Source organism: Geminocystis herdmanii PCC 6308 (assembly GCF_000332235.1).
Lineage (GTDB): Bacteria > Cyanobacteriota > Cyanobacteriia > Cyanobacteriales > Cyanobacteriaceae > Geminocystis > Geminocystis herdmanii.
In genome coordinates this window covers 1868560-1883461 of the sequence record NZ_CM001775.1, presented here as the reverse complement: position 1 = coordinate 1883461, position 14902 = coordinate 1868560, and the positions used below count along the sequence as shown (strand labels likewise).

Below are 14902 nucleotides of genomic sequence, written 5' to 3'. Positions count from 1 at the left end.
AAATCTGATTATGGATAAATTTTCATTCTTATTTACTTATCAGGAGAACTTTCCTAATTTATGCAAATTTTGGCAAAAAAAAATTTAATTACAAAAAATATCACAAAAAACACTTATTTTAGCGTTTGAAGTCTTAAGTAGTATGTAAAGTCAAAACACCTTTTTCGGTTTGGATGCCAAAAGTAGAGATAATATTAGGCTCAGAACAATATTTTAAATCATCATCTAAATTTAATTTTAATAATCTTTGTCCATGACTGGATAAACGAAATAATCCCAATAAATTATCTTTCCATTGATGATACAGCGCGATCGAAGCTACTACTTCATCATTACCAATCGACTCCGTATCACTTAAATCAACTAATCCAGATGCGATCGCTCCTGCGCATACGGTATCCTCTAAAGAATAACCACCTTCCCATCCCGAACCAAGTAACCAAACAGTTTCAGGTTGTGCTGTTTTTACATAATTCACCACGGCACTATAATTAATAATCGCTCCTGTGATTAAAGTAGAAGCCTCTTTAACTCTTTGTAACGCACGAGTGCCGTTAGTTGTAGTAATAAATAATTGTTTATTTGCCACAGTTTCCCTAGTACAGTCTAAAGGAGAATTACCAAAATCGCATCGATCGACTTTTTTACCTCCTCTTTCCCCTAAAGTTAAATAGGAATCCCTTGGTAAAAGACTACTTTCTGCTAATAATAAATCTACATCACTAAAAGCCTTGACAGATTTTACACCATTATTTAAAGCAGTATTAATAGTTGTTGTAGCTCTCAATACATCAATCACGATGGCACAATCAGGAATATCATTATCGGGAGTAGATTCTGGGGTATGATAAACAGAAATTTTCACGGTAAATTAGGCAATGATATATTAATTAGGACTAGGGGATTATATCATAGAAACTTTCATTTTCAACATAGACGTTGCTGAAAAAGTGTTTTGACGGAAGAAGGTGTTAAGCTAGGACGCATCTAAGTTTACTGATAACGGTAGGCAAAAGGCAAAAGGCAAGAGGCAATAATTAAGAGTTGTAGCCATTTTAAAAATTAGTAAAAAATGCAAGTTAAATGCGTTTTAGCTTAGGTATTAGGTTAAAGAATGAAAAATCAAGGTTTTGAGACTTGGTATAGACAAAATTAAACAAATTTATTCTTAATCAAATAAGGGAGAATTTTTGTTTTGTGGTAAATTATTTTTATTTTCTCAAGAGGTTTAATTATTGTTAATGGATATTTTAAGAGGATTAAATGTTTATTTAATTGGTATGATGGGTTCGGGAAAAACTACCGTAGGTGAATTATTGGCTAAAAAGTTACATTATCGTTTTTTAGATACCGATGCCATTATTGAAACCCTTAGTAATAAAACCATTACGCAAATTTTTGCGGAGGAAGGGGAGGCTAGTTTTCGTACCTTAGAAAATGATGTGTTAAAAGAAGTTTCTGCTTATACTCGCACTGTTATCGCTACGGGGGGAGGTATCATTCTTCGTCAAGACAACTGGAGTCATTTACGGGATGGTATGGTGATTTGGTTAGATGTACCTATTGATGTTTTAACTGAAAGACTGGCAGAAGACAACACTCGCCCATTATTACAAGAAGAAGATTTAGTGACTAAATTGACGGATTTGAGACAACAGAGAGAGTATTTATATCAACAAGCTGATATTATTATTACTGTGTTCGATCGAGATACTCCAGAGGATATTGTTAATAAGATATTCACAGAAATTCCCCACCATGTGAAACCCGAATTTAATCCCGATATGAATTAATTGGGGGATTGGGGGATTGGGGGATTGGGGGATTAGGGGGATTAGGGAAGCCAGTTTTCATCGAGAATTTCTTCTAAAGATGCTATGGGCTTTTCGGGAAAGGTATTAAGAGGTAGTTGAGATTTATCGCTGACAATTTCTCGACTATCTTGATAAGATTCTTCAAATATCTCTTGTAAATAGCGTTTAAGACTCGGACTCGCTTTTAATTCTTTTTTGATTAGTTTACGAAAATTACGGATTTCTCCTTGCCAATGCCCTTTATTTGTTTCTTTTTCTAATTCCCAATAACCCAACTTCAAAAGATGTTCCATTAACCTCATTAACAGACTTTCCAGTTTTCTTTTATCACTTCGACTCAAACCTAATACCTCTTCAATTAAATTTTCCCAATCTACAGAATTAAAATCACCATTTTCTAGTTTTTTAACGGTTTCTAATATCCAAAGATGATAGTCAGTATCGTACAAATTTGTTTGGTTTTTGATTAATTGGGCTACCATTACCATATCCTCCTATTTTTGAGTGACTTTAATTATAGATTATTTCTATCGGGTTAAGTTTTGTAATAAGAAGGCTCGATCGTCTATTCAATAATTATGTTTTCATCTTGCTTTTTTCATTGATAATAAATAATAAATTATCCTTTAAATTTTGTATGAGCTTTTTCGATCGATCTTTTTCTCGTAAACTCACCGCTATAACTTTAAGTCTTCTCAGTTTAGGGGTATTAGACATTAAAAAAGTCTATTCTGCTGATAGTATTTTCTTTGTTTACAGTCCATTTATTGCTAACTTACGGGTAGAATCTTTAGAACAATTCGCCCTTGATGGTACAGTTAACCAAAATTTAGGTTTTTATCTCAATCTGGCTAGGGTTGATGAAGAACAAACTGCCTTATTCCGCAAAGCCTTAACTACTCCCGTACAAGTTGATCCTACTTTAATTTCTCGTATTTTGAACACTTATGAAGGGGAACGATTACTTAACTATTTTGGTTCAGTTATCAACGTAAGGGGAGGGCGTAATGGTAGATATATTCTTCGGGGAGCTTTAGTTAAAGCCGCTATGGAAAAAGACGGTTTAAGTTTAATGAATGTGATTCAGAATATATCCGTTGATGTTCAGCTTAATATCCGTCAAGTTTTAAGGTATGTAGAGCAAGTTAATTTAGTGATTGAAGGTAGTGAGTTTTTCGCCACGGAAATAGCTAATTTAGCCTCGATCGAAGCTGAATCTGCAGGTAACATGGACTTTAGTAAATTACCAGACATTCGTCAACAAGGCTCAAAAGCAGTTACTAACACCACCTTAAATCTATTTGATCAAAAAAGAAATCGCCGATTTTATGTGGAATTATATCAACCGCAACAGTTAACCGCAAATACCCCTGTCATTATATTTTCTCACGGTTTAAGTTCTCGTCCCGAAGATTTTGCCTCCATCGCCAAACATTTAGCCTCTTACGGTTATGTTGTCGCCATGCCTCAGCATATAGGTAGTGATATAAAACAAACCGAGAATTTTCTAGCAGGATTTTCCCGTCAAATATTTATCCTAGAAGAATTTATCGATCGACCTTTAGATATAACATTTTTATTAGACGAATTAACCCGTTTAAATCCCAGTCAATTTGGCGGTAACTTAAACTTAGACAATGTAGGAGTAGGGGGGCATTCCTTTGGCGGTTATACAGCCTTAGCAGTAGGAGGAGCAAAAATTGACTTTGACAACCTAGAAAATGCCTGTAATTTAGCCTTTGGCAATTTGAATAATGCCCTATTATTACAATGTCGTGCCTTAAATCTACCCAGAAAAGACTATGATTTTCGAGATACGAGAGTTAAAGCCGTTTTTACCGTTAATGCCGTCAACGCCGCCATTTTTGGGGCAAAAGGATTAAATAACGTCACTATACCCACTTTTGTGGCAGCAGGTAGCTACGATCCAGCGACTCCCTTCGTTTTTGAACAAGCACGAACTTTTCCCCATATTAACAGTACAGATACTTATTTTCAATTACAAGAAGGTCAAGCCCATGTGGACTTTTCCCAGTTAGATGCGGGTATTACAGACTTGGTGAATACCGTAGGCAATTTAACTCTTCCTGCACCCTACCTATTAGAAAGTTACACTAATTCTATGGCTTTAGCCTTTTTTCAAACCCACTTACAAAACGATGAAAATTACCGAGTTTATCTTCAATCAGCTTACGGGAAACATTTAAGCGAAGGGCAAGAATTTAAAACCCATATTATTACCGATAAATCAGCACCTATTCTACAAGAGAAATTTGCACAATTTATTAATAATAATTACCAATTAATTTTTGGCACACAACTTTCAAAAAATTAGGCGTTACCTCCTAGCTTTTTGGGTGAATACTAGGTGTTAGATTCAGCCTTTTACTATAAGAATTGAAAGGGCTATACCCAACACCTAACTAAGTTAAAACTCTCTCACCGAGGGTTTTCCATCGATAATTTCTCCGACAAGAATTACATCGGCAACTCCGACAAATAAACCATTTTCCAATACTCCGGGTAGGTTATTAATTTTCATTTCTAACTCCGCAGGGTTGTCAATGCGATCGAACTTAACATCAATAACTAGATTACCTTGATCTGTCACCACTGGACCAGCTTTTCTGATACCCATTCTTAACTCAGGTTTACCGCCTAAATCCGCTAATTGACGCATCACAGGAGTAACCGCCATGGGGATAACTTCTACAGGTAACAAAAAAGTTGAGCCTAACTGATCAACTAACTTACCACCATCTACCACTACGATAAATTCTTTTGCTAAACTGTCCACTACTTTCTCCCTAGTATGCGCAGCGCCTCCCCCTTTGATTAAGTTTTTGTGAGGATCAACTTCGTCTGCACCATCAATGGCGACATCTATATGATCGATCGCATCCAGAGTCGTTAAAGGAATACCGTATTGTTTAGCTAAAACTTCCGCTTGAAAGGAAGTCGGAATACCAACAATATTAGTTAAATCACCGTTAGCTAGTCTTTCCCCGATATATTGAATGGCGTAGGCTGTAGTTGAACCTGTTCCCAGTCCTACGATCGAATTAGATTGTACCTTAGAAGCAGCGATTTTGCCTACTTCTTGTTTCATTATTATTACTGGGTCTGTAGTCATAGTTACATTTTAAGATAATTAATATTTGACCATTATCTGTGATTGTCGATCGATTAACAAGGGAATGAAGAATAGGCAAGTTTGTAGGGCTTGAATAATATTCAACCCTTGCCCACAGAAAACAAAGTATTCAAGTAGGGGTGCAAGGTTTGCACCTACGGGTGCAAGGTTTGCACCTACGGGTACAAGGTTTGCACCTACGGGTACAAGGTTTGCCGCTTTTTCAGGTAGGGTTTAATGTTGACAGAGGATAGTTGACAGTAGAAAATGAACAGGAAATAATAGACCCCTTGCAAAATAAAAAGTAAAATCTGTTTTAGGGTGAAAAATATAAATTTATTAACTTATTACTCATTACTCATTACTCCACTTCTGCAAGAAGTCTAATGCCCTTGTTACGAATAATTTAATCCTGATATGACTACTCAAAAATTTATCCCCGTGATTTTAGCCGGAGGCAAAGGCGAAAGATTTTGGCCTCTAAGTCGTTTACAATATCCTAAACAATTTCTTTGTCTCGATCGAACTGGAAAAAGTTTATTACAAAATACCGCCCTTCGTTTACTATCCTTAGCAGGAGGTTGGGAAAATATCATCGTCATCACCTCCGAATTATTAGCCGAAGGAGTCAAGCAACAATTACCAGAATTACCTATAGAGAATATTTTAGTCGAACCCGAAGGAAAAGACACCGCCCCCGCCATCACTTGGGCTAGTCTATATATTAATAGTCACTATGGAGAAGACTCCGTTATCGGCTTTTTCCCAGCCGATCATTATATTGGTAATCAACCAGAATTTGAGAGAATCATCAATCTTGGGGTTAATTTTGCGAACCAAAACGAAGTCATTATGACTTTAGGTATCAAACCTGATTATCCTAGCACGGGTTACGGCTATATTGAGCAAGGAGAAGTTGCCACAGAAAAAGACAATACCCCCATTTATAGAGTAACTCGTTTTACCGAAAAGCCCGATCGAACTACTGCCGAAAAATTTATTGCCACGGGTAGATATAGTTGGAATAGCGGAATGTTTATCTTTAAAACCCAAGTGGTATTAAAAGAATTAGCTAAATATGCGCCCGAAATTTTACAACCATTGCAAGAAAAAGGAAAACAAGCCTATAACAATCTCGAAAAAATTAGCATTGATTACGCCTTAATGGAAAAAACCACCCTTGCGCATATCATCCCCGCCGATTTTGATTGGGATGATTTAGGCGATTGGAATGCCTTAGAAAGATTATTAACCAGTGAAGATAATAACATCGTCATCGGCAATCATATCAATTTCGAGACAAATAACTCGATTATTTATAACAATCAAGAGGATGAAATTATTATGACGATAGGCTTAGAAGATGTGGTGATAGTTAGACAGGGTAACGCAACCCTAGTAGTTAACAAAAATAAAACCCAAGACATCAAAAAAGCCTTGAAACTTTTGCAACAAAAAAAAGAGAGTCAAAATTTTCTTTAAAATTTTCTCCAGTTCGATCGAACATAAGATAAGATTGTATCCTAAGTTAAGAATAAGTCATAGACTTTGCCAGAAAAAAATTTTATTTCCTTGTAGGGGTTGAATAATATTCAACCCTTCCACATTTATTTTTCATTTGTTTGTAGTAAGGGCTTCAGCCCTTGTTTTCAGAATTAATGGAGATGTCTATTGATTAACATCTATCCCATTCTTCATTCCTCATTCTTAATTTTTAATTTTTAATTCTTAAAAATGGATATATCACCAATCTTTCTCACCATCACCGTTTTAATCATTGCCTTAATCGCCTTCATCGCTGAATGGTTGCCCGTTGACTTAACCGCTTTATCTATTACAGTAGTGTTAATGTTATTAGGATTAGTAACCCCCAATGAAGGTATCTCAGGATTCGGCAACTCCGCCACTATTACCGTTATGGCAATGTTTATCCTTAGCGCAGGTATCACCAAAACAGGAATCTTAAACGTAGTTAGAGATTGGTTAATTAAGTGGGGAGGAAAAAACCCCTCTCGACAGATTTTCACCTTAGGAATGGTAGTAGGACCTATTAGTGCTTTTATCAATAATACCGCAGTGGTAGCGATTTTTTTGCCCATCGTCGAACAATGGAGTAAACAAACAAAAACCTCCGTTTCTAAACTCTTAATTCCCATGTCTTTTATGACAATATTAGGAGGGTTAATTACTCTAATCGGCACATCTACCAACATTTTAGCCAGTGGTGTCGCCGTACAATTAGGCTATCCTGAGTTTACTATCTTTCAATTTACCGCTTTAGGTTTACCCGTCTTCTTTATTGGTTTAGTTTATATTTCTTTAGCCGCCCCAAAATTATTACCTGCCAGAAAACCAGCAGGAGGAGAGTCTTTAAGTGAAGATTACGAATTAAAAGAATACGTCAGTGAAATGATTATTCCCCCTAACTCCAGTTTAATCGGGCAAACATTACGCAGTAGTGAAATTCAGAGAAAATTTGATTTAGATGTCTTAGAAATAATCCGTAACGATGAGCATTTCCCCCCCCCCTTAGCTGACAAAGTTTTAGCTTTAGGAGATATTTTATTAGTCAGAGGAAGTCGCAATAGTTTACTTAATATTAAAGATGAAAGAGGAGTAGAAATTTTAGCAGATTTTAAATTTAACTCAACAGAAATGGAGAAAGAAAATAGTCAAGAAGCAGAAAAAATTGCAGAGGTTTTAATACTATCTAATTCTCGTTTAATTGGTACAACTTTAAAAGATTTGCGTTTTCGTCAACGGTATAATTGTACAGTATTAGCTATTAGACGAGGAGAAGAGTTAATTAGAGAAAGACTAGGAAAAGTTACTTTAAAATTTGGAGATTTATTATTAATTCAAGCACCAAAAGAGAGTTTTATTGGTTTACAAACTACTAGGGAATTATTAGTTTTAGAAGAAAAAAATAGGGAAAGTTTAAGACAAGAAAAAGTTTGGATTTCTTTAGGGATTATTGTGGGAGTTATTTTAATTTCCGCTTTTGATATTGTACCGATTTTAGTCAGTAGTTTAGCAGGGGTTATCTTAATGGTAATTACTGGATGTCTTAAACCGGGGGAAATTTATGGCTCGGTACGATGGGATATTATTTTCTTATTAGCAGGATTAATCCCCCTTGGTATTGCTATGGATAATTCGGGTACAAATCAATGGTTAGCAGACAATTTGTTAAGAGTAGCTGGAAATTTCTCTCCTTATTGGATTCTCGTGTTATTCTATTTTTCGACTTCCATGTTAACGGAGGTTTTATCGAATAATGCTGCAGTGGTTTTAATGATACCCATTGCGGTTAAGGTTGCTGAAAGTATGGGATTAGATGCTTTATCTTTTATGTATGTGGTAACGTTTGCGGCTTCTAATAGTTATTTAGCTCCGATCGGATACCAAACCAATACAATGATATACGCTCCCGGTGGTTATAAATTTTTAGACTATACCCGTGTTGGTTTACCTTTGACAATTACTTTAACTATTATTGTTCCTTTATTAGTCATGAAAATTTACGGCATTTAACTGTTGTAATGTCGTTTCTCAAGTGAAAATTTGATTTACAGAGTATAATAGTCGATCGAGCTTAAAAAATTAGTCACATAAACTTGGAATGAGTGTAAACTGGGAAAATATTGGACAATATCAGGATATTTTATATTTTAAATATGATGGTATTGCCAAAATAGTTATTAATCGTCCCCATAAACGTAACGCTTTTCGACCACAAACTGTATTTGAACTTTACTCAGCTTTTTGTGATGCCAGAGAAGATCAAACTATTGGAGTCATTTTGCTTACGGGTGCAGGTCCTCATACTGACGGCAAATACGCTTTTTGCTCAGGGGGAGATCAAAGTGTCAGGGGTAAAGCAGGATATATCGGCAATGATGGTGTACCCCGTTTAAATGTTTTAGATTTACAACGCTTAATCCGCACCATTCCTAAAGTAGTTATCGCCTTAGTGGGCGGATATGCCATCGGAGGTGGTCATGTATTGCATTTGATTTGTGATCTCTCGATCGCCGCCGATAACGCCATTTTCGGGCAAACAGGACCAAAAGTAGGGAGTTTTGACGGTGGTTTTGGTGCTAGTTATCTCGCTCGTATCGTCGGACAAAAAAAAGCTAGGGAAATCTGGTTTTTGTGCCGTCAATACAATGCTCAGGAAGCCTTAGATATGGGATTAGTTAATACGGTTGTTCCCATTGAGCAATTAGAACCTGAAGGCATTAAATGGGCGCAAGAAATCCTCGAAAAAAGTCCTACGGCGATTCGTTGCTTAAAATCCGCTTTCAATGCTGATTGTGATGGACAAGCAGGGTTACAAGAATTAGCAGGAAATGCTACTTTACTATATTATCTCACAGAAGAAGGTACAGAAGGAAAACAGGCTTTTTTAGAGAAGCGATCGCCAAATTTTCGTCAATATCCTTGGCTACCCTAATTTTCTCGACAAGAAGACAGGTGGACAGGTGGACAGGTGGACAAAAAGAGTTATTAATTTGAAGGGCAAAATAACAAAAAACAAATGGAAACAAATAAATTAGATTTAATTTTAGGAATACTGGCTTTAGCTATTATATTAGGCGGTTTATTTATGTTGTTTAGCGGAGTGAAGAAAATGAATGATTGAATGAATAGAGCAAAAAACAGCCACGATATAATAACTAAAATAAGATATAATTCTAATCTAGTAAATATATATATAAATAAATATTGTTTATTTGATAGATTTAGAAACAAGTACTTCAGATAATACGTTTGTTCCATGATGAACGATAGAAACGGACTCAACTACTAAATTAGTTTGAGGAGTAGCGCATCCTAAAGAGAAAGATTTTTCTAACAGTGCGATTTCAGGGAGAGGTTGCCATTCAGTATTAAAAGCTGGGGTTGCTAAGTGACAAGATTTCCACTCGGCTTGAACCGTTACTCCTAGTTGAGAACATAGTCCCCCTCGTCTTCCCTCTGGGTTATAAAATTGGCAATGACGACAAGCTGAATTACAATTATTTTGAGGTTTCATTTTCTTACTATAAAAATTTTTTAACAGTTTTTTCTCTTTCTCTATTATCAACTATCTGGGATCAAGGCTTTTTGAGCTAAAACCCATTTGTATCTAAGGAAATAGGGTTTTTTTAAAGGTTTTAAATTTTATATTGTTTTAACTATTGCTTAACAGTTCTAAATATGTTCTTTGATTTAGGTAAAGTTAGATGAACTTTTAGTTGATCAAAGAAATAATGTATAGAAATATACAATGGGGATCAACAAAAACCTATCTTAAATATAGTGAAAATGGAATTATTTTGTTAAGCACTTATTAGAAAAAAAATATTTAGTTTTATTGCCATAATGTAAGTTAATCTTTGAAAAAACTCATTAAAACTACTAAAATGTATTGGATTTCTTAATCATTCTTAACCAATGTTAAATTTTCTTAAACCTTTCTATCCTGCGTTTTTTGCCTCCCTTAAAACCAATCCAGAGTTTGCCCATGTACAAAGTCTCAATCTATTACAACAATTAGATTTTCAACGAGATAATTTCTTGGGAAAATCAATAATTAAGGAAATAGAAAAATCTTTCTGTTATAGTGATGCTTCTTTATCTCAATCTCTATGGAATCTCAACTTTTCTCATCCTTTAGGTTTAGCGCCCGGATTTGATAAAAATGCCCAAGCGACGGGAATTTGGTCAAGTTTTGGCTTTAGTTTTGCGGAGTTAGGGGCTGTCACCCTTTATGCTCAAAAAGGTAATCCTTCCCCTCGAATGTTTCGCTTACCTGCGGATAAGGCAATTCTTAATCGTATGGGGGCAAATAATGATGGGGCTGAGACGATCGCACTACGACTTCAGCAGACACGGGAAAAACATCCTTCTACTATCCCCATTGGCATTAATTTATGTAAATCAAAAATTACAGAATTAGATCAAGCTACGGAAGATTATGTCGGTAGTTTTCGCCTTTTATGTCCTTATGCTGACTATTTTGTGGTGAATGTTAGTTCTCCGAATACCCCCGGACTTCGATCGCTTCAGGGTGGGGAACAATTAGAGCCAATCCTAGAGGGTTTACAAGCTGAAAATAACGGCAAAAAGCCGATTTTGATCAAAATTGCCCCTGATTTGGAATGGGAAGAGATAAGGTCAATTTTACGGGTATCTCAGCAATATAATTTATCGGGAATTGTTGCTACAAATACCACTATCAAAAGAGACGGATTAAAAACCAAGATTTTACCAGCTACGGGAAAGCCCATTACGGAGGAAGCAGGAGGAATTAGTGGAAAACCTTTGAGAATTCGATCGACGGAGGTAATTCGGTTTATATATAGAGAAACTGGGGGAAATTTGCCCATTATTGGGGTAGGCGGTATTTCTGACACAGAATCAGCATGGGAAAAAATCACGGCAGGGGCGAGTTTATTACAATTTTATAGTGGTTGGATTTATGAAGGTCCTTGGGTTGTCAAGGAAATTTTACAAGGATTAACTCAAAAATTAGCTGACAATGGATTCAATCATTTATCCCAAGCCGTGGGAATAATGGAGAATGGAGAATGGAGAATTAAGAATTGAAAATTGATTAACACGCCATACCTAACACCCTAAATATTATGTTCGATATTTTATCCCACAGAGAAGAATTTACTGGTTTACAAGATAAATGTTATTTTAATTTTGGTGGTCAAGGTATTCTACCTCGATCGAGCTTACAAAAAATCATCGATAGTTATAATTACATTGAAAAAGTAGGTCCTTTCGGTGTCAAAATCAATAGTTGGATTTATCAGACTATTCATGACACTAAGAGTGCGATCGCATCTGAAATCGGCGTAACCCCTGATACCATTGCTTTAACCGAAAATGTCACCGCCAGTTGTAATATTCCTCTTTGGGGGATAAAGTGGCAAGAAGGAGACGAAATCTTATTCACCGATGCCGAACATCCGGGAGTAATTGCTATCATTAAAGAAATTAGTCGCCGTTTTGGAGTTAAAATTGTTACTTGCCCCATAGTTGCTACTCTTAATGAAGGTAATCCCCTGACTGTCATCGAAAATCATCTCACCGCCAAAACAAAATTGTTGGTTATAAGTCACATTTTATGGAATACGGGGCAAGTTTTACCCTTAAAAGAGATTGTGTCATTATGTCATAACTATTCTTCCCATGCCATACAAGTTTTAGTGGATGGTGCGCAATCGGCAGGAAGTTTACCCTTAAATTTGCTTGAAAGTCAGGTAGATTATTATGGTTGTACAGGGCATAAATGGTTATGTGGTGCAGGAGGTGTTGGGTTTCTTTATGTGCGTCAAGATTTAATTTCTCAGTTGCCTCCCACTTTTATCGGTTGGCGAAGTTTAAACTATAGTAAATCTGATTTACCTTTTACGGATGATGGCAGTCGTTATGAGGTGGCAACTTCCGCTTATCCTTTATTTTTGGCTTTAAAAAGCTCGATCGAACTTCATCAAAAATGGGGTAGTATTGAGCAACGGTATCAAAAAATTTGTCAATTAAGCGGTTATTTGTGGTCAAAATTAAGAGAGATTGACGGTATAGAATGCTTAAAACATAGTTTGCCAGAGTCTGGATTAGTGTCGTTTTACCTGAGAAACGGACAAGATGCCGATAAAGTTGTCAAAATCTTAGAAGAAAAAGGCTTTTACTTGCGTACCTTAGTTAGTCCTTATTGTATCCGTGCCTGTGTCCATTATTTCACCCTTGAATCAGAAATTGACGCATTGGTAAATTGTCTTAAACAAATTTGATACTTCACAAAATAACCAAGCCATTAAATTGCTAACTCTTGCTTATATCTAAAACTCAGTAGGGGTTGAATAATATTCAACCCCTACAAACAAGAATAACGATTTTTTCGGGAAAAGTCGTTACTTATGAGTTATGACTCACTATTTATTGCTCTTGACTGTCTTCTGAGGTTCGATTTCCTCCATTACCGTTGTAGTCTTTTCTTTTAAACTTGGAATTAAAACCAGTAGTTTTTTTTCTAAACTGTCGTGCGTAAGCCTTGTTACGTTCTGCTTTTTCTTTTTTAGGATTACTTTTAGCCATTATGTCCTCGTAAATAAATAAGTTACTTCTAATGTCAATATTTTAGATAACTAGAAGCTGTAGAATTCCTTTTCCATGAAAGCATCAATATTAAATTGCACATTCCTTGAAGTAGGTTTTTTGTAGAGAGTTAAGATTATTACTTGATTATACCGAATATTGATCACTAAATCTTGATCCTCATAAAAAATTATAACACTTTAGTTGTTAAGATGGTAAAAATCGATCGAGTGCAGATTTTAAGGCATCAATTTCTTGATCAATACTACCATCTTTAGCGGCACGGGTGATACATTCGCTCAAATGTTCATCAAGAATAAGTCTAGCAACCCTATCCAATGCACCTCGAATGGCGGCAACCTGAATTAAAACTTCTGGACAATCTCTCCCCTCACTTATCATATTCTTAATTCCCCTCACATGACCTTCAATGCGAGATAAACGATTAATAATTTTTTTCTGGGATTCTTCACTATGGATATGACCATGATGAGAATGAGTATGAGAATGGGTGTGATTATCAGGAAAAGTCTGTGTCATGGAATTTATGCTTATGGATTAGTTTTATTTTAACGTGAACTCCCCATAATCTTCTGAGTTCGATGATGAAGAATTTAGCAATTAAAAATTTGGAGTTCAATTTATTGAACGCTATTTCGTTAGCAGTGTAATTTATTACACTGTGGGTTATTGATTAACAACTTATTCCTACTCTTATAAATGAATCATTATTATGGACAACTCTAAGAATAAATTTTTCGGAAGGAAACAAAACCCATATAATTATTAATATCTCTAAACATTTATTATAATTTCTGACGATCGAATTAAATAGTGTTGGATTTCAGAGATTTAACCTAACGGACAAAATATACATTTTTTATTATTAAATCATCATGACAACTCCTTGGTGGGAAATCAAAATTAATCATGTATCAGCATTAGAGGATACTATCTTTTGGCGTTTACAAGAATTTGGCTGTCAGGGTACGGCTTTAATGAAAGAGAATGATTTTTGGTTTATTAAAGCCTACATTCCTTCCATCACAAAAGAAACAGTGGACTTGGCAGCATTATCTCTTTGGTTAAAACAAGATTGTCTTTTGCAAGGCTTTGAATGTCCCCCTATTACATGGCAGTTGATTGATGATGAGGATTGGGCTAGTAGTTGGAAAAACCATTGGCAACCCATGGATATAGGCGATCGATTTTCCATTTATCCTGCATGGATTGAAACTCCTCAAGAGTCTGAAAGAATCATTATTAGACTTGATCCGGGTTCGGCATTTGGTACAGGTGTTCATGCTACAACTCAGCTATGTTTAGAGTCCTTAGAAATGAGATTAGATGAGCCGGAAAAAGAGTTGATTATTGCTGATATTGGTTGCGGTTCGGGGATTTTGTCCATCGGGGCGAAATTGTTAGGGGCAAAGGAAGTATATGCTACAGATATTGATCCTTTAGCCATTAAAGCTACAAAAGAAAATAGTGCGTTGAATCATGTGGAAGGAATCGAAGTTTTTCTAGGTAGTATTGATCAATTAATGTTGATACACGGACTCAAGTTTGATGGTATTGTGTGCAATATTTTGGCGGAAGTGATTAAAACCATGATTCCTGATATGAGCAAAATGATTAAGCCCGACGGTTGGATTACTTTAAGCGGTATTTTAGTGGATCAATCCCTTGAAATTGCTAACTTACTAGAACAAGACGGCTGGACGATCGCTTCTTTGTGGAAAAGGGGAGAGTGGAGTTGTTTAAATGCTCGTCGTCTCCCTAATGTGTTTTGAGTCAATTATAGAAATCTACCTCAGTTCGACATAAAATTTGAGATAAGGGGAGGAGATAGGAGATAGGA

General features: G+C 35.8%; 14 protein-coding genes. 8 read left to right on the top strand and 6 right to left on the bottom strand.

All coding sequences use genetic code 11. The annotated features are described in order from the left end of the window. Positions 1–133 precede the first annotated feature (133 nt). Positions 134–865: a 2-phosphosulfolactate phosphatase family protein gene (locus tag SYN6308_RS09475; RefSeq protein WP_017294201.1), complete on the bottom strand. Its 732-nt coding sequence runs from the start codon at positions 863–865 to the stop codon at positions 134–136. 376 nt (positions 866–1241) lie between these two features. On the opposite strand from SYN6308_RS09475, the gene SYN6308_RS09470 reads away from it, so the two are divergent. Next, positions 1242–1793, top strand: a complete 552-nt coding sequence (locus SYN6308_RS09470) for a shikimate kinase (RefSeq protein WP_017294200.1) — start codon at positions 1242–1244, stop codon at positions 1791–1793. 41 nt (positions 1794–1834) lie between these two features. Here SYN6308_RS09470 and SYN6308_RS09465 read toward each other — a convergent pair whose 3' ends face one another. Continuing rightward, the gene (locus SYN6308_RS09465) at positions 1835–2296 is read right to left on the bottom strand and encodes a DUF29 domain-containing protein (RefSeq protein ID WP_017294199.1); all 462 of its coding nucleotides are present in this window, start codon (positions 2294–2296) and stop codon (positions 1835–1837) included. Between the two features lie 155 nt (positions 2297–2451). On the opposite strand from SYN6308_RS09465, the gene SYN6308_RS09460 reads away from it, so the two are divergent. Beyond that, complete coding sequence (locus tag SYN6308_RS09460; RefSeq protein WP_017294198.1) at positions 2452–4149, top strand: alpha/beta hydrolase; 1698 nt, start codon at positions 2452–2454, stop codon at positions 4147–4149. A 93-nt stretch (positions 4150–4242) separates the two neighbouring features. Here the strand turns inward: SYN6308_RS09460 and rpiA are convergent, their stop codons facing one another. Then, the gene (gene rpiA, locus SYN6308_RS09455) at positions 4243–4947 is read right to left on the bottom strand and encodes a ribose-5-phosphate isomerase RpiA (RefSeq protein WP_040466847.1); all 705 of its coding nucleotides are present in this window, start codon (positions 4945–4947) and stop codon (positions 4243–4245) included. Positions 4948–5364: 417 nt separating this feature from the next. Between rpiA and SYN6308_RS09450 the strand changes: the two genes are divergently transcribed. The 3 genes from SYN6308_RS09450 (at position 5365) to menB (ending at position 9403) form a co-directional block, all read left to right on the top strand. Next, complete coding sequence (locus SYN6308_RS09450; RefSeq protein WP_017294196.1) at positions 5365–6429, top strand: mannose-1-phosphate guanylyltransferase; 1065 nt, start codon at positions 5365–5367, stop codon at positions 6427–6429. 252 nt (positions 6430–6681) lie between these two features. Then, the gene (locus tag SYN6308_RS09445) at positions 6682–8481 is read left to right on the top strand and encodes an SLC13 family permease (RefSeq protein WP_017294195.1); all 1800 of its coding nucleotides are present in this window, start codon (positions 6682–6684) and stop codon (positions 8479–8481) included. Positions 8482–8569: 88 nt separating this feature from the next. Beyond that, a complete protein-coding gene (gene menB, locus SYN6308_RS09440; RefSeq protein WP_017294194.1) occupies positions 8570–9403 on the top strand; it encodes a 1,4-dihydroxy-2-naphthoyl-CoA synthase in 834 nt (277 codons plus the stop codon). Positions 9404–9679: 276 nt separating this feature from the next. Here menB and SYN6308_RS09430 read toward each other — a convergent pair whose 3' ends face one another. Further along, a complete protein-coding gene (locus SYN6308_RS09430; protein WP_017294192.1) occupies positions 9680–9985 on the bottom strand; it encodes a hypothetical protein in 306 nt (101 codons plus the stop codon). A gap of 401 nt (positions 9986–10386) precedes the next feature. Between SYN6308_RS09430 and SYN6308_RS09425 the strand changes: the two genes are divergently transcribed. Both SYN6308_RS09425 and SYN6308_RS09420 read left to right on the top strand, forming a co-directional pair. Continuing rightward, entirely contained in the window at positions 10387–11541 is a 1155-nt protein-coding gene (locus tag SYN6308_RS09425; RefSeq protein WP_017294191.1) for a quinone-dependent dihydroorotate dehydrogenase, read from the top strand. A 38-nt stretch (positions 11542–11579) separates the two neighbouring features. Further along, entirely contained in the window at positions 11580–12737 is a 1158-nt protein-coding gene (locus SYN6308_RS09420; RefSeq protein ID WP_017294190.1) for an aminotransferase class V-fold PLP-dependent enzyme, read from the top strand. Positions 12738–12882: 145 nt separating this feature from the next. On the opposite strand, the gene SYN6308_RS25130 is transcribed toward SYN6308_RS09420, so the two are convergent. Together SYN6308_RS25130 and SYN6308_RS09410 are read right to left on the bottom strand one after the other, a co-directional pair. Continuing rightward, entirely contained in the window at positions 12883–13041 is a 159-nt protein-coding gene (locus tag SYN6308_RS25130) for a hypothetical protein (RefSeq protein WP_017294189.1), read from the bottom strand. A gap of 207 nt (positions 13042–13248) precedes the next feature. After that, a complete protein-coding gene (locus SYN6308_RS09410; protein ID WP_017294188.1) occupies positions 13249–13581 on the bottom strand; it encodes a metal-sensing transcriptional repressor in 333 nt (110 codons plus the stop codon). Positions 13582–13937: 356 nt separating this feature from the next. Here SYN6308_RS09410 and prmA point away from each other — a divergent pair, with 356 nt between their 5' ends. Next, on the top strand, positions 13938–14834 hold the full coding sequence (gene prmA, locus SYN6308_RS09405) for a 50S ribosomal protein L11 methyltransferase (protein ID WP_017294187.1): 897 nt from the start codon (positions 13938–13940) through the stop codon (positions 14832–14834). Positions 14835–14902: the final 68 nt, after the last annotated feature.